Annotated in this window: 28 protein-coding genes; 11 read left to right on the forward strand and 17 right to left on the reverse strand. The window is 66.4% G+C overall.

What is annotated here, in order from left to right; translation table 11 throughout:
• Positions 1-74: 74 nt before the first annotated feature.
• Positions 75-1,070, reverse strand: coding sequence for a hydrolase (locus J2T47_RS03220; protein WP_253442331.1), 996 nt, complete (start codon positions 1,068-1,070; stop codon positions 75-77).
• Between the two features lie 108 nt (positions 1,071-1,178).
• On the opposite strand from J2T47_RS03220, the gene J2T47_RS03225 reads away from it, so the two are divergent.
• A complete protein-coding gene (locus J2T47_RS03225; protein WP_253442333.1) occupies positions 1,179-1,532 on the forward strand; it encodes a hypothetical protein in 354 nt (117 codons plus the stop codon).
• A gap of 4 nt (positions 1,533-1,536) precedes the next feature.
• Here the strand turns inward: J2T47_RS03225 and rsmD are convergent, their stop codons facing one another.
• From rsmD to J2T47_RS03240, 3 genes are read right to left on the reverse strand one after another with little or no spacing between them, the layout of a single operon-like run.
• Positions 1,537-2,145, reverse strand: coding sequence for a 16S rRNA (guanine(966)-N(2))-methyltransferase RsmD (rsmD, locus tag J2T47_RS03230; protein WP_253442335.1), 609 nt, complete (start codon positions 2,143-2,145; stop codon positions 1,537-1,539).
• A complete protein-coding gene (locus tag J2T47_RS03235; protein WP_253442337.1) occupies positions 2,145-3,668 on the reverse strand; it encodes a M16 family metallopeptidase in 1,524 nt (507 codons plus the stop codon). The genes rsmD and J2T47_RS03235 overlap by 1 nt, the downstream gene beginning before the upstream one ends.
• Entirely contained in the window at positions 3,661-5,031 is a 1,371-nt protein-coding gene (locus J2T47_RS03240) for a M16 family metallopeptidase (RefSeq protein WP_253442339.1), read from the reverse strand. Before J2T47_RS03240 ends, J2T47_RS03235 begins: the two co-directional genes overlap by 8 nt.
• Before the next feature lie 191 nt (positions 5,032-5,222).
• On the opposite strand from J2T47_RS03240, the gene ftsY reads away from it, so the two are divergent.
• The 5 genes from ftsY to J2T47_RS03265 all read left to right on the forward strand — a co-directional run bounded on the left by ftsY (position 5,223) and on the right by J2T47_RS03265 (position 10,030).
• Positions 5,223-6,689: a signal recognition particle-docking protein FtsY gene (gene ftsY / locus J2T47_RS03245; protein WP_253442341.1), complete on the forward strand. Its 1,467-nt coding sequence runs from the start codon at positions 5,223-5,225 to the stop codon at positions 6,687-6,689.
• Entirely contained in the window at positions 6,686-7,357 is a 672-nt protein-coding gene (gene ftsE, locus J2T47_RS03250) for a cell division ATP-binding protein FtsE (protein WP_017520095.1), read from the forward strand. The genes ftsY and ftsE overlap by 4 nt, the downstream gene beginning before the upstream one ends.
• Positions 7,357-8,367 (forward strand): permease-like cell division protein FtsX, encoded by a 1,011-nt coding sequence (gene ftsX, locus J2T47_RS03255; RefSeq protein WP_253442343.1) that lies wholly within the window; start codon positions 7,357-7,359, stop codon positions 8,365-8,367. The genes ftsE and ftsX overlap by 1 nt, the downstream gene beginning before the upstream one ends.
• A gap of 110 nt (positions 8,368-8,477) precedes the next feature.
• Positions 8,478-9,332 carry an RNA polymerase sigma factor RpoH gene (rpoH, locus tag J2T47_RS03260; RefSeq protein WP_045213023.1) on the forward strand — a complete coding sequence of 285 codons (855 nt, stop codon included), beginning with the start codon at positions 8,478-8,480 and terminating at the stop codon, positions 9,330-9,332.
• 83 nt (positions 9,333-9,415) lie between these two features.
• Positions 9,416-10,030, forward strand: coding sequence for a hypothetical protein (locus J2T47_RS03265; protein WP_253442345.1), 615 nt, complete (start codon positions 9,416-9,418; stop codon positions 10,028-10,030).
• On the opposite strand, the gene mtgA is transcribed toward J2T47_RS03265, so the two are convergent.
• Positions 10,027-10,749 (reverse strand): monofunctional biosynthetic peptidoglycan transglycosylase, encoded by a 723-nt coding sequence (mtgA, locus tag J2T47_RS03270; protein WP_253442347.1) that lies wholly within the window; start codon positions 10,747-10,749, stop codon positions 10,027-10,029. The genes J2T47_RS03265 and mtgA overlap by 4 nt on opposite strands.
• A gap of 32 nt (positions 10,750-10,781) precedes the next feature.
• On the opposite strand from mtgA, the gene J2T47_RS03275 reads away from it, so the two are divergent.
• The 5 genes from J2T47_RS03275 (at position 10,782) to J2T47_RS03295 (ending at position 14,637) form a co-directional block, all read left to right on the forward strand.
• Entirely contained in the window at positions 10,782-11,150 is a 369-nt protein-coding gene (locus J2T47_RS03275; protein ID WP_253442349.1) for a DUF423 domain-containing protein, read from the forward strand.
• A gap of 101 nt (positions 11,151-11,251) precedes the next feature.
• Complete coding sequence (gene thiS / locus J2T47_RS03280) at positions 11,252-11,452, forward strand: sulfur carrier protein ThiS (RefSeq protein WP_017520101.1); 201 nt, start codon at positions 11,252-11,254, stop codon at positions 11,450-11,452.
• Positions 11,453-11,506: 54 nt separating this feature from the next.
• Complete coding sequence (locus J2T47_RS03285) at positions 11,507-12,313, forward strand: thiazole synthase (protein WP_253442351.1); 807 nt, start codon at positions 11,507-11,509, stop codon at positions 12,311-12,313.
• A gap of 135 nt (positions 12,314-12,448) precedes the next feature.
• Positions 12,449-13,120 carry a tRNA (guanosine(46)-N7)-methyltransferase TrmB gene (gene trmB, locus J2T47_RS03290; protein WP_242015329.1) on the forward strand — a complete coding sequence of 224 codons (672 nt, stop codon included), beginning with the start codon at positions 12,449-12,451 and terminating at the stop codon, positions 13,118-13,120.
• A gap of 170 nt (positions 13,121-13,290) precedes the next feature.
• Positions 13,291-14,637 carry a DUF1329 domain-containing protein gene (locus J2T47_RS03295; protein WP_253442353.1) on the forward strand — a complete coding sequence of 449 codons (1,347 nt, stop codon included), beginning with the start codon at positions 13,291-13,293 and terminating at the stop codon, positions 14,635-14,637.
• A 244-nt stretch (positions 14,638-14,881) separates the two neighbouring features.
• On the opposite strand, the gene J2T47_RS03300 is transcribed toward J2T47_RS03295, so the two are convergent.
• From J2T47_RS03300 to J2T47_RS03355, 12 genes are all read right to left on the reverse strand, one after another.
• Positions 14,882-15,136 (reverse strand): hypothetical protein, encoded by a 255-nt coding sequence (locus tag J2T47_RS03300; protein ID WP_253442355.1) that lies wholly within the window; start codon positions 15,134-15,136, stop codon positions 14,882-14,884.
• Between the two features lie 43 nt (positions 15,137-15,179).
• The gene (locus tag J2T47_RS03305; protein WP_017520106.1) at positions 15,180-15,503 is read right to left on the reverse strand and encodes a DUF3392 domain-containing protein; all 324 of its coding nucleotides are present in this window, start codon (positions 15,501-15,503) and stop codon (positions 15,180-15,182) included.
• A gap of 72 nt (positions 15,504-15,575) precedes the next feature.
• Positions 15,576-16,763 carry a radical SAM family heme chaperone HemW gene (gene hemW, locus J2T47_RS03310; protein ID WP_253442357.1) on the reverse strand — a complete coding sequence of 396 codons (1,188 nt, stop codon included), beginning with the start codon at positions 16,761-16,763 and terminating at the stop codon, positions 15,576-15,578.
• Positions 16,760-17,353 (reverse strand): RdgB/HAM1 family non-canonical purine NTP pyrophosphatase, encoded by a 594-nt coding sequence (gene rdgB / locus J2T47_RS03315; RefSeq protein WP_192210406.1) that lies wholly within the window; start codon positions 17,351-17,353, stop codon positions 16,760-16,762. Before rdgB ends, hemW begins: the two co-directional genes overlap by 4 nt.
• Complete coding sequence (locus tag J2T47_RS03320; RefSeq protein ID WP_253442359.1) at positions 17,350-17,772, reverse strand: DUF4426 domain-containing protein; 423 nt, start codon at positions 17,770-17,772, stop codon at positions 17,350-17,352. Before J2T47_RS03320 ends, rdgB begins: the two co-directional genes overlap by 4 nt.
• A 34-nt stretch (positions 17,773-17,806) precedes the next feature.
• Complete coding sequence (gene metW / locus J2T47_RS03325; RefSeq protein WP_253442361.1) at positions 17,807-18,427, reverse strand: methionine biosynthesis protein MetW; 621 nt, start codon at positions 18,425-18,427, stop codon at positions 17,807-17,809.
• An 8-nt stretch (positions 18,428-18,435) separates the two neighbouring features.
• The gene (gene metX / locus J2T47_RS03330; protein ID WP_081519586.1) at positions 18,436-19,575 is read right to left on the reverse strand and encodes a homoserine O-succinyltransferase MetX; all 1,140 of its coding nucleotides are present in this window, start codon (positions 19,573-19,575) and stop codon (positions 18,436-18,438) included.
• A gap of 99 nt (positions 19,576-19,674) precedes the next feature.
• Positions 19,675-21,642 (reverse strand): dynamin-like GTPase family protein, encoded by a 1,968-nt coding sequence (locus tag J2T47_RS03335; RefSeq protein ID WP_253442363.1) that lies wholly within the window; start codon positions 21,640-21,642, stop codon positions 19,675-19,677.
• 118 nt (positions 21,643-21,760) lie between these two features.
• Positions 21,761-22,051 carry a DUF167 domain-containing protein gene (locus J2T47_RS03340; RefSeq protein ID WP_253442365.1) on the reverse strand — a complete coding sequence of 97 codons (291 nt, stop codon included), beginning with the start codon at positions 22,049-22,051 and terminating at the stop codon, positions 21,761-21,763.
• A gap of 6 nt (positions 22,052-22,057) precedes the next feature.
• Positions 22,058-22,651, reverse strand: a complete 594-nt coding sequence (locus tag J2T47_RS03345) for a YggT family protein (RefSeq protein ID WP_045212986.1) — start codon at positions 22,649-22,651, stop codon at positions 22,058-22,060.
• A 222-nt stretch (positions 22,652-22,873) separates the two neighbouring features.
• A complete protein-coding gene (gene proC, locus J2T47_RS03350) occupies positions 22,874-23,707 on the reverse strand; it encodes a pyrroline-5-carboxylate reductase (protein ID WP_253442367.1) in 834 nt (277 codons plus the stop codon).
• A 17-nt stretch (positions 23,708-23,724) separates the two neighbouring features.
• Positions 23,725-24,414: a YggS family pyridoxal phosphate-dependent enzyme gene (locus J2T47_RS03355; protein WP_253442370.1), complete on the reverse strand. Its 690-nt coding sequence runs from the start codon at positions 24,412-24,414 to the stop codon at positions 23,725-23,727.
• Between the last annotated feature and the right edge of the window lie 28 nt (positions 24,415-24,442).

Here is a 24,442-nt window from a genome sequence, read left to right on the forward strand (position 1 = left end):
TCCTTCCTGGCGTTTCCTTCCTGGTGCAGTTCCAGTCTGCCTCATTCCCGCGCCTGTTGGCTGACCCAGCGCAGTCAGGCCTGCCACCGTTCGCGCAGCCACCGCGGGATGCGACGCTCCAGATAGTAATCCGGGCGCGTTGGCGTGCCGCCGATGAAGCCGACATGGCCGCCATGGGGCAGCAGCTCCATCTGTGTCGAAGCGGAAAGCTCTTCCAGCTGCGGCACGCTGTGGGCATGGATGAACGGATCGTCGCTGGACTGGATGATCAGCGTCGGCACGCGGATGCCGCCCAGGTAATAGCGGCTGGAGGCGCGCCGGTAGTAGTCGTGCACATCGGCGAAACCATGCAGCGGTGCGGTCACCCGGTCGTCGAAGTCCCAGAAGGTGCGCATGCCGTCCAGCGGCCCGAGGCGCTCCAGCGCGGCGAGGTTTTCCGCGTGGCCGCCAGCGGCGAAGGCCTGGCGCTTGGTCTGCACATAGGCCACCAGCTCGCGCATGAAGTGCGCCTGGTAGACCCTGGAGAAGCCGATGCCGATGCGGTCGGCGCACTGGTCCAGGCGGAAGGGTACCGACACCGCCACCGCGCCTTTCAGCGGACAGCTGTCCGAGGCTTCGCCCAGGTACTTGAGCAGGACGTTGCCGCCCAGCGAATAGCCCACTGCGTAGAGCGGCGCCATTGGCCGCTTGGCGCGGACGTGGGCGACGACCGAGGCGAGGTCCTCGCTGACACCCGAGTGATAGCCGCGCGGCAGCAGGTTCGACTCCCCCGAGCAGCCGCGCCAGTTCAGCGCCACGCTGGGCCAGCCCTGCGCCGCCAGCTGTTGCTGCAGGCCGAGGATATAGTGCGAGGACGACGAGCCGGTCAGCCCGTGCAGCGCCAGCACCAGCGGTGCGTCCGCCTCGTGCGGGCCGTGCCAGTCGAGGTCGATGAAGTCGCCATCTTCCAGCCACAGGCGCTCGCGGGTGCGCTCAAGGCTGGGCGCCTTGCGTGCGAGCGAGCCATAGAGTGTCTGCAGGTGCGGGCCGGGTAGCCACCAGGCGGGTTTGAACGGGGAGGGTATAGTCATCACGGATCGAATGGGGCCGACGAGTCGTGATAGTAACGCCAAGTCGGCCGTGCGATGGGCGCCTCATGCAGCCGTCGTCAGGAAAACCCACGCAAGGGAGGGGACTGAATGTGGAAGAAAATCGCGGCGCTGAGCCTGCTGGTGTGGCTCGCCGCGTGCGGCGAACCGGTGCCGCAGGAGCATCGCTCCTATGTTGGCCTGTGGACCGCGCCGCAGATGAGCCTGCTGGTCACGGCGGATGGCCGGGTCGCTTACAAGCGTGTGGAGGGCAGTACGTCGAGGTCCATCGAGGCGCCGATCAAGCGCTACGAAACCGACGGCTTCACCGTGGGCTTCGGCCCCTTCGACACGCACTTCAAGGTCTCGAAACCGCCCTATCAGGACGGTAACCAATGGAAGATGGTGGTCGACGGCGTGGAGCTGGTGCGCACCAGCACCGTCGATGTCGGCAAGTCGATCTGAGCGATCAACCTTCCCGCTGCCACAACGCGTAGTGCACCGAACCCGCCTTCTTCTCCCGGTGCAGCCGCCAGTTGACTGGCAGGCCGAGGCTGGAGGGCACGGCTTCGCTTTCGGTGTAGACCCAGGCGTCCCTGGCCAGCCAGCCGCGCTCTTCCAGCAGGCGGCAGGTGTTCTGCAGCAGGTCCTGGTGGAAGGGCGGGTCGAGGAAGACCAGGTCAAAGGGCTGCGCCGCCTGGTTGTCCAGGTAGCGCAAGGAGTCGGTCATCAGCAGTTGGCCATTGGCGCACTTCAAGGCGTCGAGGGTGCTGCGCAGGGCGGCCACGGCTTCGCCGTTGGTGTCCAGCGCGAGGCCTGCGCTGGCGCCGCGGGACAGCGCTTCGAGGAACAGCGCGCCGCTGCCGGCGAAGGGGTCGAGCACGCGGGCGCCGGGGACGTAGGGCGCGAGCCAGTTGAACAGGGTCTCGCGCACCCGGTCGGGGGTCGGGCGCAGGCCCGGGCCATCGGGGAAGGTGAAGCGCCGGCTGCGCCATTCGCCGCCGATGATGCGCAGCTGGCCCTGGCCGCCGTGGGGCTTGTGTGCGGCGCGCGGGGCGCCGCCGGGTCGTTTGCTCATCAGTGCTCCGGTACGCCGGCAGGTTGCGCGGCGGGCTTGTCGGTGGGCGGCGGCAGCGGTTGCTGCGGCACGGTGGGGCCGGCGGTGACGATGACGAAGGCGTCCGGGTCGAGGTGGCGGCGCATGGCCTCCTTCACCTGCTCCACGTTCAGGCCCTGGACCTGGCTGAGGAAGGTCTCCAGGTAATCCAGTGGCAGGTTGTAGAAGCCGATGGCGCCCAGCTGGCCGACGATGTCGGCGTTGCTCGCGGTGGACAGCGGGAAGCTGCCGGCCAGTTCGCGCTTGGCGTCGTCCAGTTCCTTCTGCGTCGGGCCCTTGTCGAGGTAGTCGCGGACGATGTCCTGGACCAGCTTGAGGGTGCCTTCGCTCATCTCGGCGCGGGTCTGCAGGCCGATGGTGAACGGCCCGCGCGACTGCATGCCGGTAAAGCCGGAGTACACGCCGTAGGTCAGGCCGCGCTTCTCGCGCACCTGGTCCATCAGGCGGGTGCCGAAGCCGCCGCCGCCGAGGATCTGGTTGCCCAGGTAGAGTGCGGCGTAGTCCGGATCGTTACGGGTGATGCCCAGCTGCGCCAGCATCAGCTGGGTCTGCTTGGACGGGAACTCGATGTGGGTGACGCCGGCCTTGGGCATCTGCGGCTCGCCCGGTGCCGGCAGGGCAGGGCCCTTGGGCAGGGATTTCGAGACGCTGCCGGCGATGGCTTCGGCCTGCTCGCGGGTCAGGTCGCCGACCAGTGCGATGACCACGTTGCCAGCGGCGTAGGCCTTCTGGTGGAAGGCGCGCAGCTGGGCGACGCTGATTTTCGGCACCGACTGCTCGTTGCCGTCGCTGGAGTGGGCGTAGGGGTGGTCGCCATAGAGCCGCTTGAACAGCTCCAGGCCCGCCAGCTTGCCGGGGTTCTGCTTCTGGTACTCGAAGCCGGCCATGACCTGGTTCTTGATGCGCGCCAGGGCGTCCTCGGGGAAGGTCGGCTGACCGATCACCTGGTCGAACAGCGCCAGGGCGGCGTCGCGCTTGGCCGGCTCGCTCAGGCTGCGCAGGCTGGCCACCGCCATGTCGCGGTAGGAGCCGTTGCCGAAGTTGGCGCCCAGGTCGTCGAAGCCGGCGGCGATGGCGCTGGTGTCCTTGCCGGGCACGCCTTCGTTGAGCATGGCGTTGGTCAGCATGGCCAGGCCGTAGGCATCGCCGTCCTGGCTGCTGCCGGCGGCAAAGGTCAGGCGCAGGTCGAACATCGGCAGCTCATGGGCTTCGACGAAGAGCACGCGGGCGCCTTCGGCGGTCTGCCATTGCTGGATGTTCAGCTTGCGGTGGCTGGGCGCCTTGCCGGCGGCTTCGGCGAGGGATTGCAGGCCGGTGGGCGCGGTGCTTTCGGCAGCGGCCGGTGATGCAGATGTTGGCGCGGAGGCGGGTGCGGCTGCCGCCGTCTCGGCGGCAGGGCGGGAAACGAACAGCACCAGTCCGGCGATCAGGGCGATGACGATCAGCCCGACCAGGCCGTAGCGCAGGCCATTGCGTTCACTCATGGCTCGGCTCCTTGTCGGTGGCGACTTCCGGCAGGACCTGGGCGAGGGTCAGGCGGGAACGGGTGAAGTAGGTGCGGGCGGCTTGCTGGATGTCCTCGGCGGTGACGGCCTGGATGGCTTCCAGGTCCTTGTCCGCCAGGCGCCAGCCGAGGCCGACGCTTTCCAGCTCGCCGATGGTGCTGGCCTGCCCGGCGATGGAGTCGCGCTCATAGACCAGCCCGGCAATGACCTGGGCGCGTACGCGCTCCAGTTCTTCCTGGCTCGGCGGGTTCTGCTTGAGGTCTTCCAGCTGCTTCCACAGCGCGGCCTCGACCTCGTCGAGGGTCTTGCCGGTCTGCACGTTGGGCGTGGCCGAGAGGAAGAACAGGCCGTCGCCACGGGAGAAGGCGTCGTAGGAGGCCGAGGCGCCGGCGACGATTTCCTCGCCGCGCTCCAGGCGCGCGGACAGGCGCGCGCTGTAGCCGCCGTCGAGGATCGCCGAGATCAGGCGCAGGGCGTTGATCTGTTTCGAGTCATCGCTGCTGCCCAGGGTCGGCACGTTGAAGCCCATGATCAGGCTGGGCAGCTGGGTACGCACGTGCAGCTTCAGGCGGCGCTCGCCCGGCTCGGCCAGCTCCAGCGGCTTGCGCGCGGCGGGCAGGTCGCGCTTGGGAATCTCGCCGAAGTACTTCTCGGCCAGGGCCTTCACTTCATCGCCGCTGACGTCGCCGACCACCACCAGGGTAGCGTTGTTCGGCGCATACCAGGCCTGGTACCAGTGGCGCAGGTCATCGATGGTCATGCGCTGCAGATCGGCCATCCAGCCGATGGTCGGCGTGCGGTAGCCGCTGGCAGGGTAGGCGGCGGCCTTGAAGCGCTCGAAGGCCAGTGCGCTGGGCTTGTCCTCGGTACGCAGGCGGCGCTCTTCCTTGATCACCTCGATCTCGCTCTTGAACTGGTCGGCCGGCAGGGCGAGGTGCGCCATGCGGTCGGCTTCCAGCTCCAGCGCCACCGGCAGGCGGTCACGGGCGAGCACCTGGTAATAGGCGGTGTAGTCGTCGGTGGTGAAGGCGTTCTCTTCCGCGCCGAGGTCGCGCAGCACCAGCGATGCCTGACCGGGGCCAAGCTTGCGGCTGCCCTTGAACATCATGTGCTCCAGGGCGTGGGAAAGTCCGGTGAGGCCGGGCGTCTCGTAGCTGGAGCCGACCTTGTACCAGAGCTGGGAGACCACCACGGGGGCGCGGTGGTCCTCGCGGACGACGACCTTCAGGCCGTTGTCCAGGGTGTATTCGTGGGTGGGCTGTGGCTCTGCGGCGCTCGCCATCAGCGGCAGCAACAGGGTACCGAGCAGCAGGCCGGCATGGCGGCGCGCAAGGGTTTTCATCGTGGACTGAACCTTTCAGGCTGTCCGCGGGGTCTATGCAGGCTGGCGGCCAGCCTCTTAACCCCGGCGGGCGAGGAGATGCTAGGATACCCATCCGTTTTCCGGGCGGCCACGTTCAGGGCTTCTCAAAGCTGTTTCGAGGCTTTTTTGCTGCCTGTTTCCGTGGCGTCCCCTAGAGATTCGATCCCTACATGTTTGGTTCCAACGACGACAAGAAGGCCCCGCCAGCCGGGGAGAAGAAGGGTCTGTTCGGCTGGTGGCGCAAGAAGCCCCAGGCCGAGGAGCAGCCCGCCGCCGAAGCCGAGTCGCAGGTTGAACAGCCTGTCGCCGCCGAACCGGTTCCCGCACCTGGGCAGGCTTCTGCCGCCCAGGCCGAGCCGGTCGCCCCGCGCGCCGAACCGACGCCCGAGCCGGTGATCGATGTCGTGCCGGCCAGCGTGCCGGTCGAGCCGCTGGCGCAGCCTGCCTTGCAAGCTGAGCCGCAGCCCGCTCCGCAACCTGAGCCGCAAACCGTTGCGCCAGTCGTTGCCGAAACGCCGCAGCCCGCCGCCCAGCCGGTCGAGGCGCCAGTGGTTCCGCAGCCGGTCGAGCCCACGTCGGTTGCCGCTCCCGTCCAGCCCGAGCCCGCCGCCGAGGCCCCCGTTGTGGTCGTCCAGCCGGAACCCGAGCCCGCCCCGCAGCCCGAACCCGAGCCGCAGGCCAAGCCTGCTGCCAGCGAACCGGCCAAGATTGGCTTCTTCGCCCGCCTCAAGCAGGGCCTGTCGAAGACCAGCGCCAGCCTTGGCGAAGGCATGGCCAGCCTGTTCCTGGGCAAGAAGGCCATCGATGACGACCTGCTCGACGAGATCGAGACCCGCCTGCTGACCGCCGACGTCGGCGTCGAGGCCACCACCACTATCGTGCAGAACCTGACCAAGCGCGTCGCGCGCAAGGAACTGGCCGACAGCGAAGCGCTGTACAAGGCCCTGCAGGAAGAGCTGGCCGGCCTGCTGCGCCCTGTCGAGCAGCCACTGACCATCACCCGCGACAAGCAGCCCTACGTGATCCTCGTGGTTGGCGTGAACGGCGTCGGCAAGACCACCACCATCGGCAAGCTGGCGAAGAAGCTGCAGCTGGATGGCAAGAAGGTCATGCTGGCTGCCGGTGACACCTTCCGCGCCGCCGCCGTCGAGCAGCTGCAGGTCTGGGGCGAGCGCAACAATATCGCGGTGATCGCCCAGCACACCGGCGCGGACTCGGCCTCGGTGATCTTCGATGCCGTGCAGGCCGCCAAGGCCCGTGGCGTGGACGTGCTGATCGCCGACACCGCCGGTCGCCTGCACACCAAGGACAACCTGATGGAAGAGCTGAAGAAGGTGCGCCGGGTGATCGGCAAGCTGGACCAGACGGCTCCCCACGAAGTCCTGCTGGTGCTGGATGCCGGCACCGGGCAGAACGCCATCAACCAGGCCAAGCAGTTCAACAACGCCGTGGAACTCACCGGCCTGGCCCTGACCAAACTGGACGGCACCGCCAAGGGCGGGGTGATCTTCGCCCTGGCCAAGCAGTTCGGCCTGCCGATCCGCTACATCGGTGTCGGTGAAGGGATCGACGATCTGCGAACCTTCGAGGCCGATGCTTTCGTCCGTGCACTCTTCGAGACCCGGGAAATCGCATGATCCGTTTCGAGCAGGTTGGCAAACGCTATCCCAACGGCCATGTCGGCCTGCACGAGATTTCGTTCCGCGTGCCGCGCGGCGAGATCATGTTCGTCACCGGCCACTCCGGCGCGGGCAAGAGCACCCTGCTGCGCCTGATCCTGGCGATGGAACGACCCACCTCCGGCAAGCTGTTGCTCGGCGGGCAGGACGTGTCGCGCATTTCCACCGCGCAGATTCCCTTCCTGCGCCGGCAGATCGGCGTGGTGTTCCAGAACCACCAGTTGCTCGATGATCGCAGCGTGTTCGAGAACGTCGCGCTGCCGATGCAGATCCTCGGCCTGCCCAAGGCGGACATCGCCTACCGCGTCGAGGCGGCCCTGGACCGGGTGAACCTCAAGGAGAAGGCCGAGGACCGTCCGTCCGACCTCTCCACCGGCCAGCAGCAGCGCGTCGGTATCGCCCGCGCGGTGGTGCACCGTCCGGCCCTGCTGCTCGCCGACGAACCCACCGGCAACCTCGACCCGCGCCTGGCCTCGGAAATCATGTCCGTGTTCGAAGACATCAACCGCCTGGGCACCACTGTGCTGATCGCCAGCCACGACCTGGCACTGATCGCGCGGATGCGCCACCGGATGATCACCCTGCAGCGCGGCCGCATCATCGCCGACCGTGAGGAGAACGCCTGATGAGCGCCAATGACCTGCCCCGCGGCGACGAAGAAGGCACCCCGACGCGCAACACCCGTGAGCGCCCGGAAGATAACGAACACCAGGACCACAGCGCCTCGCTCTCGGCCTACGCGGAAAACCACCGCGCCAGCCTGATGGACAGCCTGCACCGCCTGGTCAGCCACCCTTTCGGCAGCTTCTTCACCTGCCTGGTGATGGGCATCACCCTGAGCCTGCCCATGGGTCTCTCGCTGCTGCTGAACAACGTCGAGCGCCTCGGCGGCTCCTGGCAGCGTGCTGCGCAGATTTCCCTGTTCCTCGACCTGAAGGCCAGCGAGGCACAGGGCCAGGACCTGCGCGAACAGATCGAGAAGATGCCCGATGTGATCGAGGCGCAGCTGATCAGTCGCGACGATGCGCTGAAAGAGCTGCAGGAACAGTCCGGTCTCGGCGAGGCGCTGAAGGAATTGCCTGACAACCCGCTGCCGGCGGTCATCTCGGTGACGCCCAAGCAGATCGACAAGGCCCAGCTGGATGCCTTGCGTCAAAGGTTGGCGGAGCTGCCGGGTGTACAACAGGCACAGCTGGACCTGGTCTGGGTCGAGCGGCTGTCGGCGATCCTCAAGCTGGGCGACCGCTTCGTCTTCGGCCTGACCCTCCTGCTGGTGCTGACCCTGCTGCTGGTGATCGGCAACACCATCCGTCTGCACATCGAAAACCGCCGTAACGAAATCGAAGTCATCAAGCTGGTCGGCGGGACGGACGGTTACGTGCGTCGCCCCTTCCTCTATATGGGCGCGTTGTACGGCCTGGGCGCGGGCATCCTGTCCTGGGCGCTGCTGGCCTTCGGCCTGGACTGGCTGAACAGCTCGGTGGTCAACCTGGCCGGGCTTTACGGCAGTGATTTCGGCCTGGCGGGCGTGCCGGTCGACGACGGCCTGTCGCTCACTATCGGCGCCGTGCTGCTGGGCTGGATCGGCGCCTGGCTGGCCGTAGCGCGCCACCTGCGCGAGTTGGCGCCGCGCTGAAACCCCCTGATTTTGCAGGGGTTAAGCGGGTGTAAAGGAACTTTTACACCCGCTTGCAGTCAGATTTCGCAGTGCTACACTGCGCGAGTTTCGTGAATCGGAGGATTCGCATGACCACTTCTCTGCAACCTGTTTATGCCCTGGCTCCCGGTGCGAACCTGGAAGCCTATGTGCACTCGGTGAACAGCATTCCGCTGCTGACGCCGGAGCAGGAGCGCGAACTGGCCGAACGCCTCTTCTACCAGCAAGATCTGGAAGCGGCACGGCAAATGGTTCTGGCGCACCTGCGCTTCGTCGTGCATATCGCCCGGAGTTACTCCGGGTACGGCCTGGCCCAGGCCGATCTGATCCAGGAAGGCAACGTCGGCCTGATGAAGGCCGTGAAGCGCTTCAACCCGGAAATGGGTGTGCGCCTGGTGTCGTTCGCCGTCCACTGGATCAAGGCGGAGATCCATGAGTTCATCCTGCGCAACTGGCGGATCGTCAAAGTCGCGACCACCAAGGCGCAGCGCAAGCTGTTCTTCAACCTGCGCAGCCAGAAGAAGAAACTGGCCTGGCTGAGCAACGATGAAGTGCACCGCGTCGCGGAAACCCTCGGTGTCGAGGCCCGCGAAGTCCGCGAGATGGAAAGCCGTCTCACCGGGCAGGACATGGCCTTCGACCCGGCGGCGGATGCCGACGACGAGAGCGCCTACCAGTCCCCGGCGCATTATCTGGAAGACCATCGCTACGACCCGGCGCGCCAGCTGGAGGAAGCGGACTGGAGCGACAGCTCCACCGCCAGCCTGCATGAGGCGCTGGAAGGCCTGGACGACCGCAGCCGCGACATCCTCTACCAGCGTTGGCTGGCCGAGGAGAAGGCGACCCTGCACGACCTGGCGGCCAAGTACAACGTGTCCGCCGAGCGGATCCGTCAGCTGGAAAAGAACGCGATGAACAAACTCAAGGGTCGCATCGAAGCCTGACCGGCTTCGACGCGCCCTGCGAGTCGCGAACCGCACCCTGGTGCGGTTTTTTTCTGTCCGCTTGTCTGTGTCTGGAGAGTCCCATGCCGCGCCTGCGTCCCGTCCACGGGATGTTCTTCCTGGTCATTGCCCTGCTGGCCTTTGGCCTGGGTTCCTGGGTCGCCCGCACCTCGGCGCCGCCCAAGCCGCCGCAATGGTTCAATGACTGGAAGGAAAAGGTCTTCGAGCCGTTGGCCGACGACAAGCTCTCGTTGAATGATCTGCAGGCCCAGCAGCCAGGCGAGCTGTGGCTGACTGCCAGTCAGGACGGTCCGCAGCTGCACTATCGCGGCAAACTGGTGACGGAAGAGGGACCCTGGCACGTCGAGGCGGAGCTGGCCCTGAGCGACGCCGAGCACGCCAGCCTGGCCAAGGCTACTGGCATGCAGCCGACCAGCAAGGACCAGCCGCTGAGTGCGGAGCTGATGGGCCAGTTGGGCAACAAGCCGGTCTCCGAGCTGGCGCTGGCGCCGCAGGAAGACCTGGCGGTCGGTCGTCTGGCGGTGAGTCTGGGCGATCCGCGCCTGCGCCTGCAGGTGGACGGCGGCGAAGCCTGGGTCTATCCGGAGAAGGGCATGACTCTGCTGCACCGCGATGGCACCCTGCAGTGGGTGCGGGTGGTGCCGCGCAATACCTTCAAGGCCGGCGAAACGCCTTAAAGGCGTTCGAGATAGTCGCTGCCGCCCAGCTGCCACATCTGCTGGCGGATCCATGAGGCGCGCTGGCGCACGTAAGGGCCGGGCTTGCCGGCGCTCCACTTGCGCGGATTCGGCAGCACGGCGGCGAGCAGGCTGGACTGCTGCTGCGACAGGCGTTTCGCGTCGACGCCGAAGTGATGCTGGGCCGCGGCCTGTGCGCCGAACACGCCGGCATCCCATTCCACGCTGTTGAGGTAGACCTCGAGAATCCGCTGCTTGGACCAGAAGGTCTCGATCAGCAGGGTGAACCAGGCTTCGAAGCCCTTGCGCACCCAGCTGCGGCCGGTCCACAGGAAAACGTTCTTTGCCACCTGCTGGCTGATGGTGCTGCCGCCGCGCACCCTGCCGCCCTGCTCGTTGTGCGCCAGGGCCTTCTGGATCGCCGGCACGTCGAAGCCATGATGCTCGGCGAACTTCTGGTCTTCGCTGGCAATCACCGCCAGCTTGAGGCTGTCCGGCAACTCGTCCCAGGAGCGCCAGCTGCGCTGCAGGTCGATGGGCTGGCCGTTGAACCACGACTCGACCTTGCGCTCGATCATCACCATGGTCCCCGGCGGCGGTACCCAGCGCAGGATGATGACCAGCGCCACGCTGATGGCGACGAACCAGAGCGCGATCTTGAACAGGCGGCGGAGGACGTTGCGCATGCGAGGCTTTGACTGGGCGGATGAGCGGGCCATTATAGCGGCACTCACCTGCCTGGAGCTTTCCGATGCTGCGTACTTTCCTGATGCTCGCCGCTTTCTTCGGTTTCACCGGTGTCGCCCTCGGCGCCTTTGCTGCCCACGGCCTGAAGAGCAAGCTCACGCCCGAGTACCTGGCGGTGTTCCAGACCGGCGTGCACTACCAGATGCTGCATGCCCTGGCGCTGTTCGGCGTGGCGCTGCTTTCGGCGCACGTCGGCGGCACCCTGGTCAGCCTGGCCGGCTGGGCCTTCACCGTCGGTATCCTGCTGTTCTCCGGCAGCCTCTACCTGCTGACCCTGGCGGGCCTGGGCGTGGGCATCATCACGCCGATCGGCGGGCTGTTCTTCCTCATCGGTTGGGCACTGCTGCTGGTTGCAGCCTTCCAGCTGGGTTGACCCGAGCGTCAGAAAAGCCCGAGTGCGGCACTCCGGAACCTTGGTCATCCGGCGCGATCGGGCTAGAATGCCGACCCCCTCCAGCAACGACCGTCCCGCCCATGCGTATTCAGTTGAACGGCGAACCCTTCGAGCTGCCCGACGGCCACAGCGTCGCCAACCTGCTCGAGCGTCTCGACCTCACCGGCAAGCGTGTCGCGGTCGAGCTCAACCAGGACATCGTGCCGCGCAGCCAGCACGCCGCCACCGCCCTGAGCGAAGGCGACCAGGTGGAAGTGGTGCATGCCATCGGCGGCGGCTAGTCGCCGCCTCCCAGATTTTCAGGCCCCGCCCGCCTTCCCTTCAGGAGTGATCCGATGAGTCAAACCAACTCCAATCTGCCGGTCGACAAGCCCTTCACCCTGGCTGGCCGCACCTACAATTCGCGCCTGCTGGTCGGCACCGGCAAGTACAAGGATCTCGATGAGACCCGCGTCGCCATCGAGGCCTCGGGCGCCGAGATCGTCACGGTTGCCGTGCGCCGCACCAACATCGGCCAGAACCCGGGCGAACCGAACCTGCTGGACGTGATCCCGCCGGATCGCTACACCATCCTGCCGAACACCGCCGGCTGCTACGACGCCGTTGAAGCCGTGCGCACCTGCCGCCTGGCCCGCGAGCTGCTCGATGGTCACAACCTGGTCAAGCTGGAAGTCCTGGCTGACCAGAAGACCCTCTTCCCCAACGTCGTGGAAACCCTCAAGGCCGCCGAAGTGCTGGTCAAGGACGGCTTCGACGTCATGGTGTACACCAGCGACGACCCGATCATCGCGCGCCAGCTGGCCGAGATCGGCTGCATCGCGGTGATGCCGCTGGCCGGCCTGATCGGCTCGGGCCTGGGCATCTGCAACCCCTACAACCTGCGCATCATCCTCGAAGAAGCCACCGTTCCGGTGCTGGTGGATGCCGGCGTGGGCACCGCCTCCGACGCCACCATCGCCATGGAGCTGGGCTGCGAGGCCGTGCTGATGAACACCGCCATCGCCCATGCGCAGAATCCGGTGATGATGGCCGAGGCCATGAAGCACGCCATCGTTGCCGGCCGCCTGGCCTACCTGGCCGGCCGTATGCCGCGCAAGCTGTACGCCAGCGCGTCGTCGCCGATGACGGGTCTGATCAACTAAGTATTTCCATCCCGACGCGCGGGCCGGTTTGCCAAAGGCAGCCGGCCCGCGCGTGCATTTACCCGCAAGGTCCGAGTCATGAGTGACATTCCCGAGAATCAGCCCGAGAACCAGCCCGACGCCGACAACCGCCCGATGCGCGCGATCAAGAGCTTCGTCATGCGCGCCGGGCGCATGACCGAAGGCCAGCAGCGCGGCCTCGACCAGGGCTGGCCGAAGTACGGCCTGGAGCTGGCCGACGGCGCACGGGACTTCGACCAGGTGTTCGGGCGTCAGGCGCCGCGTACCTTCGAGATCGGCTTCGGCATGGGCCATGCCACCCTGGAGATGGCGGCTGCCGCGCCGGAGCAGGATTTCATCGGTGTGGAAGTACACCGTCCGGGTGTCGGCGCGCTGCTCAACGGCATGCTGACCCAGGACCTGAGCAACATCCGCGTCTACAGCTGCGACGCCCTCGAAGTGCTGCGCGATTGCGTGGCCGACGCCAGCCTTGACCGCCTGCTGCTGTTCTTCCCGGACCCGTGGCACAAGTCGCGCCACCACAAGCGTCGCATCGTGCAGCCGGCCTGGGCGGAGCTGGTGCGGCAGAAACTGAAGGTCGGCGGCGTACTGCACATGGCCACCGACTGGGAACAATATGCCGAGCACATGCTGGAAGTGATGAATGCCGCACCCGGCTATCGCAACCTTTCGGCGGACAATACCTATGTGCCGCGCCCGGAAGAGCGCCCGGTCACCAAGTTCGAACGTCGCGGGGAGCGACTCGGGCATGGCGTCTGGGACCTGAAGTTCGAGCGCGTCGACTGACTCACCGGAAAAAGGCCTGCAGCGCAGGCCTTTTTCACGGCTGGACAGCTTATAGACCGGGACCACCCGGCAGGCCGCCAAGGCCACCCTCACCTCCTGAATAAAAAGCGGCATCCGCCGCGGACGAAAATAAGAGTGATGGACAGGAGTCCGTCGCAAAGGAGTCTGCTGTGTTGAAGAAACTTGCTGTACTGCTGATGGCGGGGGCGTGGGCCCTGCCGGCGCAGGCGAAAGTCGATGCCACCGAGGCCGCTCGACTGGGCCGCGACCTGACGCCGATGGGGGCGGAAATGGCCGGCAATGCCAGTGGCACCATTCCCGCGTGGACCGGCGGCATCACCACCCCGCCCGCGGGTTACCAGCCCGGCATGCACCACCCCGATCCGTACGCCGCCGATGTCGTGCAGTACAAGATCGACAGCAAGAACCTGGCGCAGTACCAGGCGTTGCTCACCCCCGGCACCCAGGCGCTGCTGCAGGAAAACCCGGACTACTACCTGCGCGTCTTCCCCAGCCGTCGCAGCGCGTCGCTGCCCCAGCGCATTTATGACGCGACCCGCTTCAACGCCGAGAACGCCGAGCTGATCGCTGACGGCAACGGCGTGCAGGGCGCCGCCGCCGGCGTACCGTTCCCGATGCCCAAGACCGGCCTGGAAGCCATCTGGAACCACATCATGCGCTACCGTGGCGAGCAGATTCACATGGTGACCAACCAGGCCGCCGTGCTCGCCAGTGGCAGCTACAACCTGCTCAAGCTCGACCGCTACGTGTACTTCAACTACGGCCGCGAGGGCATGACCCCGCAGGACCTGAACAACACGCTGTTCTACTACAAGTACAACATCGTCGCCCCGGCCAAGCTCGCCGGCTCCGCGCTGGTGGTGCAGGAAACCATCGACCAGGTGCTGTCGATCCGCAAGGCCTGGCGCTTCACCAGCGGCGAGCGCCGCGTGCGCCGCCTGCCGAGCCTGGCCTACGACACCCTGCAGCCGGACACCAACGGCCTGGCCACCGCCGACACCGTGGACGTCTACAACGGTGCGCCGGATCACTACGAGTGGCAGCTGCTGGGCAAGCGCGAGATGCTGGTGCCGTACAACAGTTATGCCGTGCACCAGAAGGGCATCCCCTACGCAGACATACTCAAGACCAAGACCCTCAACCCCGAACTGCTGCGCTACGAGCCGCACCGCGTCTGGGTAGTCGAGGCGACCCTGCGCAAGGGCATGGGCCATCCGTTCGCCAAGCGTCGCTTCTACCTGGATGAAGACAGCTGGCAGATCCTCGCCTCGGACATCTACAACGCCGACGGCAAGCTGATCCGCGCCCAAGAAGTGCACCCGATCAACTACTACGACGTGCCCATGGTGCTCAGCACCCTGGAAGCGCTGTACGACTTCGAAGGGGCGCGCTACTTCGTCGACGGCCTGGACAACAACGAGCCGATGTACGATTTCAAGGTCCCGCTGGGGCCGCGTGACTTCACCCCGCAGGCCTTGCGCCGCGAGGGCAACTGAGTCCAGCAGAGGCCGCCGCGAGGCGGCCTTTGTGTTTGTGCTCGATGGGATGTCGTTGCTGGCGCAACGAGTCGCGGGCATGGCCCGCTCCTACAGGGTGCGCCGCTGTATGGCGCATGGGTTGTAGGAGCGGGCCATGCCCGCGAACCGCCTGAAAGGCGGTGCTGTCAGGTTGCACCGTGCCAACCCGATCGCGGATGAATCCGCTCCTGCGTTGTGCTTTGCCTCTGCAAGTGAGGGCCGGCTATTCGATCAGCTCTGCACCCAGCACCGTGGTCTCCGGCATGCGCATCGGCGCCGGGCTGATCTGCAGGTACTTGATGCTGGTGCGCGGGATGATCAGCAGGTCGCCGTCCACCTCGATGCTGATGACTGGCGATTCCATCTGCTTGCGGATGCCACGGGCCACTTCGGTGGGATCGTCGCTCTGTTGCGGGAAGCGCAGCGCCAGGCGCTGGCCATCGGCGAAGTGCAGGTACAGGTGCTTGATCGGCTTCATGTGTCCTCCGGCGGGTTGTGGCCAACCGCCGGAGGCACGCAGGTCAACTGCGGTCGGCGATCATGCCAATCACGAAGAACACTAGCAGCAGGACGGGCGCCAGGGTGTAGTTGTTGAAATAACCCAGGCCCTTGGCCAGCCATGGGGTGACGAAGACCATCGCCAGGCCGTAGCCCACGGCGCAGATCAGCACGAACAGCAGGGTGCGGAAGACGAAGTTCAGGCTGCCGATGCGTTGCTGCACCCAGGCGTTGATCGCCGGGCCGAACAGCACCAGCACGGTCGCCATGATCGCCAGGGCGATGTCGGACAGGTGGCCGCGGCACCAGCGGGAGACGTTGGCAATCAGGTCGAGCGCGAAGTCCATTGGGGCTCCTTGGGATTCAGAGTCGCCGGGGAGTGTACACGGCGGGCGACGGCAGCGTCGCCCGACGCATTCTCAAGGCAGGAAGCGCTGCAACAGGTCGTTGAGGAACAGCTGGCCGCGCTCGGTGGGCGCGAGGCGTTGCGGGTCGTCCAGCAGCAGGCCGTCCTGACGTGCCTGGCGGCAGGCTTCTTCGATGAAGGTCAGCGGCAGGCCGGTGCGCTCGGCGAAGGTGGCTGCCGGTACGCCGTCGGTGAGGCGCAAGGCGTTCATCATGAACTCGAAGGGCAGGTCGTCCGGCTCCAGGTCGCGTTCGCCGGCCTGGAAAGGTTTCTCCGGGTTCAGGTAGTCCTTCGGCAGGCGGGTCTTCCAGGTGCGCAGGATGCGGCCTTGCGGGGTGCTCAGCTTGGCATGGGCGCCGGCGCCGATGCCGAGGAAGTCGCCGAAGGTCCAGTAGTTCAGATTGTGCCTCGCGCGCTTGCCGTCAAGGGCATAGGCCGAGGTTTCGTACTGCACATAACCTGCCTGGGCGAGCAGCGCCTGGCCGGCTTCCTGGATTTCCCACAGCTGGTCGTCCTCGGGCAGCTCCGGTGGCTGGCTCCAGAACACCGTGTTCGGCTCCATGGTCAGCTGGTACCAGGACAGGTGCGTCGGCGCCAGGTCGATGGCCTGCTGCAGGTCGGCCAGGGCATCGGCGACGCTCTGCTCCGGCAGGCCGTGCATCAGGTCCAGGTTGAAGTTGTCGAAGCCGGCACGGCGGGCCATTTCAGCAGCGCGAACGGCTTCGTCGCCATCGTGGATGCGGCCCAGCGCCTTGAGCTTCTCGGCCTGGAAACTCTGGATACCGATGGACAGGCGGTTGATCCCCAGCGCCCGGTAGTCGGCGAACTTGGCCTGCTCGAAGGTCCCGGGGTTGGCTTCCAGGGTGATCTCGATGTCGCTCTCGAAGCCGACTTGCTGCTCCAGGCCCTCGAGGATGCGCCCCAGTGCCCTGGCGGAGAACAGGCTGGGCGTGCCGCCGCCGAAGAAGATCGAGGTCAGTTTGCGGCCATGGATGTAGCCGCGATCGGCCGTCAGGTCTGCCAGCAGCGCCTCGACGTAGGCGTCCTCGGGCAGCTCCGGACCAGCCGCGTGGGAGTTGAAGTCGCAATAGGGGCATTTGCGCACGCACCAGGGGATGTGTACGTACGCGGACAGCGGTGGCAGGTGGAAGCCGGAAACCACCGGCCCGGCGTCGAGCCCGTGGCTTCCTGCCTGGCTCATAGTCCCAGCCGCTGCTTCAGCAGGGCCATCGCGCGGGCGCGGTGGCTGATCTGGTTCTTGCGCTCCGGTGCCAGTTCGGCGCTGGAGCATTCGGCTTCCGGCACCCAGAACAGCGGGTCGTAACCGAAGCCGTGCTCGCCGCGGGCTTCGCGCAGGATGCTGCCGTGCCAGAGGCCTTCGCAGAGGATCGGCAGCGGATCGTCGGCGTGGCGGACCAGGGCCAGCACGCTGACGAACTGGGCGCCGCGTTGCTCGTCCGGCACGTCCTTCAGGGCGTCCAGCAGCTTGGCGTTGTTCGCCGCGTCACCCTTGCCGTCGGCGTAGCGCGCGGAGTAGATGCCCGGCGCGCCGCCGAGGAAGTCCACCGCCAGGCCCGAGTCGTCGGCCAGTGCCGGCAGGCCGGAGATGCGCGCGGCGTTGCGGGCCTTGAGGATGGCGTTCTCGACGAAGGACAGGCCGGTCTCTTCCGGTTCCACGTCGCTGAACTCGCCGATGGAGCGCACCTTCACGTGGGCTCCGAGCATGGCCTGGAGTTCCTTGAGCTTGCCGGCGTTGTGACTGGCCAGCACCAGTTGTTCGAGCTTGATCATTCGTCTGGGAAGATTTCCTGCATGAAATCGAAGTTTTGCGGGGCTTCGTTTCCGGACTGGACCTGGATGGAGAAGGTCAGGGTTTCGCGGCCTTCGATGGGGAACTGCGCCAGGTTGTAGACGGCGCCTTCCTCGACCACGCGCTTGAAGGTCAGGGGGACGGTCTGTCCCATCAGGTTCTTCGCCGAGCCGGCGACTGTGACGTTGGCCGGCTTGCCGCTGGCGTCCAGCGGCACGATGTTGACCACGCCCTGGGCCTTGCTGCGCACCACGCCCACCGCTTGCGCGACATTGGGCTGGAGGAAGCTGGAGTTGAACACGCTGTAGTGCACCTGCAGATCACCCAGGCGCTTCACCTGTTCGGCGAAGGCGGGCAGGGCGAGGACCAGGCAGGCGAAGAAGGTAAGCAGGCGGCGCATGATGATTCTCCCGGGCTCTATCAGATAGCCGCGATCAGACGGCGATGCGGTGGTCTTGCACGCCAGCGCCGCTGATCCGGTAGATGCCGATCTCACCCAACAGATTAGGCCAGATTCGCGAGGCCCAGCCATGCTGGTGCTCGTGGTCCACCGCCAGGCGGTCGAGCACCTTCGCGTGCTGCTCGTGGCAGAGCGCCTCGAAGTCGCGGAAGGTGCAGAAGTGGATGTTCGGCGTGTTGTACCAAGTGTACGGAAGGAACTCCGACACCGGCATGCGGCCATTGCGCGCGAGGTACCAGCGGCAGCGCCAGTGACCGAAGTTGGGGAAGGTGATGATGCAGGTCTTGCCCACGCGCAGCATCTCCGCCAGCACCTTGTCCGGGTAGCGCAGGGCCTGCAGCGACTGGGTCATCACCACCACGTCGAAGCTGTCGCTGGCGAAGTTGCCCAGGCCCTTGTCCAGGTCCTGTTCGATGACGTTGACGCCGCGTTCGATGCATTTGGCGATCTTTTCCGGGTCGATCTCCAGGCCATAGCCGCCGACCTGCTTGTGGTCGCGCAGCCAGGCGAGCAGCTCGCCGTCGCCGCAGCCCAGGTCGAGCACGCGGCTGCCGGCGGGGATCCAGTCTTGGATGATTTCCAGGTCGGCGCGCATGGTGGTCCTTATACGCTGATGCGGTGCATGTAACCGCTGAAGGCTTGCAGGTAGCGCGGAATCGGCATCAGGAAGGCGTCGTGGCCCTGCGGTGCGTCGATTTCCAGGTAGCTGACGTTCTTCTTCGCTGCCAGCAGTGCGTCGACGATCTCCCGCGAGCGTGCCGGGGAAAAGCGCCAGTCGGTGGTGAAGGACATCAGGCAGAAGTCCGCCTTCACCCCCGCGAGGGTGCGCGCGAGGTCGTCGCCGTTGGCGGCGGCCGGGTCGAAGTAGTCCAGCGCCTTGGTCATCAGCAGGTAGGTGTTGGCGTCGAAACGGGTGGAGAACTCCTCGCCCTGATAGCGCAGGTAGCTTTCCACCTGGAACTCGACGCTGTGCAGGTCGTAGTTGAGCTTCTCCGACTTCATGTCGCGGCCGAACTTGGCGCCCATGGCGTCATCGGAGAGGTAGGTGATGTGCCCGACCATCCGCGCCAGGCGCAGGCCGCGCTTGGGAATCACGTCGTGTTCCTGGAAATGCCCGCCGAAGAACTCCGGGTCCGAGAGGATGGCCTGGCGCGCGACCTCGTTGAAGGCGATGTTCTGCGCCGACAGCTTGGGTGCGCTGGCAATGCACAGGCAATGGCGCACGCGCTCGGGGTAGCTGATGGTCCACTGCAGCGCCTGCATGCCGCCCAGGCTGCCGCCGACGATGGCGGCCCAGCTGTGGATGCCGAGGCGGTCGGCCAGACGGGCCTGGCTGTTGACCCAGTCTTCCACCGTGACCACCGGGAAATCCGCGCCATAGGTCTTGCCGGTGGCGGGATTGAGGCTGGTCGGCCCGGTGGATCCATTGCAGCCGCCCAGGTTGTTCAGCGCGACGACGAAGAACTTGCGGGTGTCGATGGGCTTGCCCGGGCCGATGCAGCTGTCCCACCAGCCCGGCTTGCGCTCATCCTCGCTGTGGTAGCCGGCGGCGTGGTGGTGGCCGGAGAGCGCATGGCAGATCAGCACGGCGTTGCTCGCCGTGGCGTTCAGCTCGCCGTAGGTCTCGATCACCAGCTGGTATTCGGGCAGGGTCTTGCCGCAGGCCAGGGGCAGCGGTTCGTTGAACTGCAGCGTCTGGGGCGTGACCAGACCGACGGAATCTTCGGGGAAGACTGTTGGCATCGACCCGGCTCATGAATAAAAAAGGACGGCCAGTCTAAAGAGCGCCGCCCCCTGCGGCAAGCGCGCTCGGCAAGGGGCAGGGCGGGCGTGGCGCGGCTTTCAGGCGCGCTGGGAGGTGGGCAGGGTGACGACCTTGGCCTGGCGCTGCAGCGGCGCCGGGCGGCGCAGCTGGCGGAGGATGTCGGTGGCCTCGCTGAGCTGTTGTTCCAGTTCCTCGGTATAGCGTCCCAGCAGCAGCGAGCGCTGCCGTGCCTGCTGGGTTTCCTGGGCGAGTGCCTTGAGGCGCAGCATGTGGGTTTCCAGCATCTGCTTGTGTTCCAGGCTGTACTGCATCAATGGCATCAGGGCGTCGGCGGCCCATTGCTCGGCCTCCTCGCGCAGGCGCTGGTGCAGGCCGATGACTTCCTGGGCGACGGTGGCGAAGAAGCGCCGGGTCAGCAGGCGCTGCTCGGTGAGCAGGGTCTTCAGGTGCAGGCGGAAGCGGTCGGCCTTGTCCTGCAGCTTGGCGAGGTCGCGCAGGTAGCGCTGAACGCGGAACTGCGGGGCGTCCAGGGCATTGAGCGGGTTTTCCTCGTTGTGTCGCAGGTAGATGGCCGCGACCATGCGGTTGGCGGTTTCCGCTTCGTGGCCGAGGGCGACCAGGTCGCCTTCCACGGTGCGGAAGAACTGCAGGATGGCCTGGTGGATGCCGACCGTGGTCCAGCTGCCGCGCAGCTTGTCGTGGACCTTCTTCAGGTGCTGTTCCAGACGCTCGGCGCGCACCGCCTCGCGCAGCTGCTCGCCCTGGTGGCGCAGCAGGCGCTGGTTGGTCTTCAGGCTGAGCAGGCGCTTGTGGTGCAGGTTGTGGTCGTCCTTGGTCCGCGCGGTCAGCTCGAACAGCAGCTGGCCGCTGTCCTGCTGCTGGTCGTTGAGCAGCACCTGCTGCTCCTTCACCTTGTCCAGGCGCACACGCAGGCTGTGCTGGCTGTTGTTGACCAGTGCCAGCACCTGGCCGACCACGGCGGTCTCCAGCAGGCGCTCCTTCTGCGCGACGATGCGCTCGCAGAGCAGGTCTTCGAGGGATTCCATCTGGCTGCGCACGAGCAGTTCGCGGTCGCCGCGCACCTTGGCCAGCAGCGCCTGCTTGGCCGACAGCGGCAGCACATCCTCGCGGGCGATGCCCAGCTGGCGCGCGGTGGTGTCCTGGATGTGGCGGATGGCGTTCTGCACGAAGGTTTCGCCAGCCAGGTCGTCCCAGAGCACGTCGATCTTGTTCAGCACCGCATAAAGAGAGGTGTGGCCGTCCTCGCCGAGCTGGCGCACGTGGTCCTGCCAGATGGCCATGTCGGAGGCGGTGACGCCGCTGTCGGCGGCCAGCAGGAAGAGGATCGACTGCGCGCTGGGCAGCATCGACAGGGTCAGCTCCGGTTCGCTGCCCAAGGCGTTCAGGCCGGGTGTGTCGAGGATGCGCAGGCCCTGGCGCAGCAGCGGGTGGTCGAAGTTGACCAGTGCGTGGCGCCACGCCGGCACCAGCACGATGCCGGGCTTGTCGGTGGCTTCGAGCATGTCCGGGTGGAAGCCCAGCTGGATCGCCTGCTCCACCGGCAACGGCTTGGTCTTCGCGACCTGGGCGAAGGCCTCGGCCATGTTCGCCGGGTCCGAGGTGTCCAGCGGGATGTTCACCCAGTGCCGCGGGATGCGCTTGAACTGCGCGACGCTGGCGTCGGCGACGCGGGTCTCGATGGGCAGCAGGCGGATGTACGGGCGCTCGGAGCGGGGGTCGAAGAACAGTTCGGTGGGACACATGGTGGTGCGCCCGGCCTGGGACGGCAGCATGCGGCGGCCGAAGCCGGCGAAGAACAGGCTGTTGATCAGCTCGGTCTTGCCGCGCGAGTACTCGCCGACGAAGGCCAGGGTGATGTGGTCGACGCGCAGCAGGCGCAGGGTGCGTTCGAGGCGGTTCTCGATTTCCGGGGTATTCAGCCGGGCGCGCTCCAGCCAGCTGCGATAGCGGGTGATCTCGCGGACCAGCTCGCGCTTCCAGGTGACGTAGGCATCGATCTGCTGACTGAGACGTTCCATGCTCATCCGGGCGTTCCTTGGGCTGGCGCGTCCTGCGCGGGGAATGGATGGCGTGGATTATGCGATGGACTGTAGGAATAGCAATTGGCCTACAGCACATTCCTACACGTAAGGTCGGCCAAGGCTACTGAGCGGCTATCCTCAGTTCTGTCGGAAGTTTCGTCGGACGGGGAATGCGCACGCGCTTCTGCCGGTTCAGCTCGCCGCTTTCCAGCTTCACTGCGCTTTTCGCCACGCCGAAGGCCTTGCCGAGGAAGGCCAGCAGGTGGGCGTTGGCCTTGCCCTCGACCGGTGGCGCGGTGAGACGGATCTTCAGGCGCTCACCGTGCAGCCCGGCGAACTCGTCGCGGCTCGCCTTGGGCTGCAGGTGGCAGTCGAGGATCAGGTCCTCGCCGTCCCAGTGGTAGAACGGCATGCCCGATTACATGAAGGGCGAGAGGATTTGCGGCATCCCGGTCATGGCGGCCAGGTTGCCGATCACCAGCATGTCGATCAGCTTCAACGCGATGAACGCGAAGATCGGCGAGATATCCAGGCCGCCGAGGTTTGGCAGCAGCTTGCGGAAGGGTGCCAGGAACGGCTCGCAGATCTGGTTCACCAGCTGGGCGCCGGGGTTGTAGCTGCCCGGGGCGACCCAGGAGAGGATCACGCTGATGATCAGGGCGAAGAAGAAGATCTTCAGGAACAGCGAGGTCACCGCGATGATCGACCACACCAGCAGTTGCAGGATGTAGCCGCCGACGCCGTAGCCCATCAGGGTGAGGGTGACGACCATCAGCACCAGCTGGATCAGGATGGCCAGCACCAGCGAGGCGAAGTCGATGCCGCCGAAACCGGGGATGACGCGGCGCAGCGGGTTCAGCAGCGGCTTGGTGGCGCGCACGATGAACTGGCTGAGCGGGTTGTAGAAGTCGGCGCGGACCAGCTGCAGGATGAAGCGCAGCAGCACGATCAGCAGGTACAGGCTGCCAAGTGTCTGGATCACATAGATGGCGGCTGTGGAAAGTCCGGTCATTGGGCGGTCCTTGGTGAACGTTGGGCGCCGGCGCGCAGGGCCGGGCGAATCGGGCGGTCGGTCAACGACGGCGCTGTCACGCCATACTCTAGGGAATTCATCGTCGCCGGTCGCCTGTAAGTGTGTTTCGTCGCGTGCAAATTCAACCCCGCCTGGCGATCAGGGGTTGTCCTTCAGCGGCGGGAGCGGGGCGGCCGTCCCTGGTCGCCTGCGACACGGCAATCAGCGGCCCAGTTGTTCGGCCAGCTCGGCGGAGCGGTGGTCGGCGGCGTTTACCGCCTTTTCCACCAGCGCCTCGAAGCCGTTGGCCTGGAAGGTGGTGATGGCTGCTTCGGTGGTGCCCTTGGGCGAGGTCACGCGGCGGCGCAGTTCGGCCGGGTCGACATCGCTGCTGGTGGCCATCTGCGCGGCGCCCAGGGCGGTCTGGCGGGCCAGCTGACCGGCGACTTCGCGGGACAGGCCGAGTTTCTCGCCGGCGGCGGTCATGGCTTCCATCAGCAGGAAGAAGTACGCCGGGCCACTGCCGGAGACGGCGGTGACCGCGTCGATCTGACGCTCCTCGTCCAGCCACAGGGCGATGCCCACGGCGCTCAGCAGTTGCTGCGCCTGCTCGCGCTGGGCGCTGCTGACGCTGGCGTTGGGGTACAGGCCGCTGGCGCCAAGGCCAACCAGCGCCGGGGTGTTGGGCATGCAGCGGACGATGGCGCGCGGCTGGCCGTTCACCTCGCCCAGCCAGCGTTCGAGGCTGGCGCAGGGAATGCCGGCGGCGATGGAGACGATCAGGGCGTTCTCGGTCAGCGCCGGCGCCAACGCCAGGCAGACATCCTTCATGACCTGCGGTTTGACCGCCAGGACCACCACGTCGGCGCCGGCCACGGCGCTGGCGTTGTCGCCGACCACTTCGATGCCGTGTTCGGCGGCGATCTTCGCGCGCTGCTCGGCGCCTGGATCGCTGGCGCGGATGTCGCTCGCGGCGACGCCCTTGGCGCGCAGGCCACCGATGAGACTGGCGGCCATGTTGCCGGCGCCGATGAAGGCAATGCGGGTGCTGCTCATGAAGTCTCTTCCTTTAATTAGTGGGAGGCGCCGTAGTCGCGGGCACCGAACAGGGCGGTACCGATCCGCACCCAGGTGGCGCCTTCGCCGATGGCGGCTTCGAGGTCGTGGCTCATGCCCATGGACAGGGTGTCCAGGCCGAGATTCAGGGCTTGCATCAGCTCGCGCAGGCGAGCGAACGCGGCGTGCTGCGCGGCGACGTCCTCGGTGGGCTCGGGGATGGCCATCAGGCCGCGCAGTTTCAGGTGGGGCAGTTGCGCCACGGCCTGGGCGAGGGTGGGCAGTTCGGCAGGGGAGCAGCCGGACTTGCTGTCCTCGCCGCTGACATTCACCTGCAGCAGCACATTCAGCGGCGGCAGGTTCGCCGGGCGCTGCTCGGAGAGGCGCTGGGCGACCTTCAGGCGGTCCACCGAGTGCACCCAGTCGAAGTGCTCGGCGATCGGTCGGGTCTTGTTCGACTGGATGGGGCCGATGAAATGCCAGGTCAGCGGCAGGTCGGCCAGCTCGGCCTGCTTGAGCAGCGCTTCCTGCAGGTAGTTCTCACCGAAATCGGCCAGGCCGCAGGCAAACGCTTCGCGAATCGCGGCGGCGGGTTTGGTCTTGCTCACGGCAAGCAACTGCACCGACTCAGGCGTGCGATTTTTCGCTTGTTCCGCCTCACGGATTCGTACGCGAACCTTTGCAATATTCTCTGCTATCGTGGACATTACCGTCGCTTTTCCGCCTGGCTGCTGC

The sequence above is a fragment of the Pseudomonas nitroreducens genome, assembly GCF_024170165.1.
GTDB lineage: Bacteria > Pseudomonadota > Gammaproteobacteria > Pseudomonadales > Pseudomonadaceae > Pseudomonas > Pseudomonas nitroreducens_C.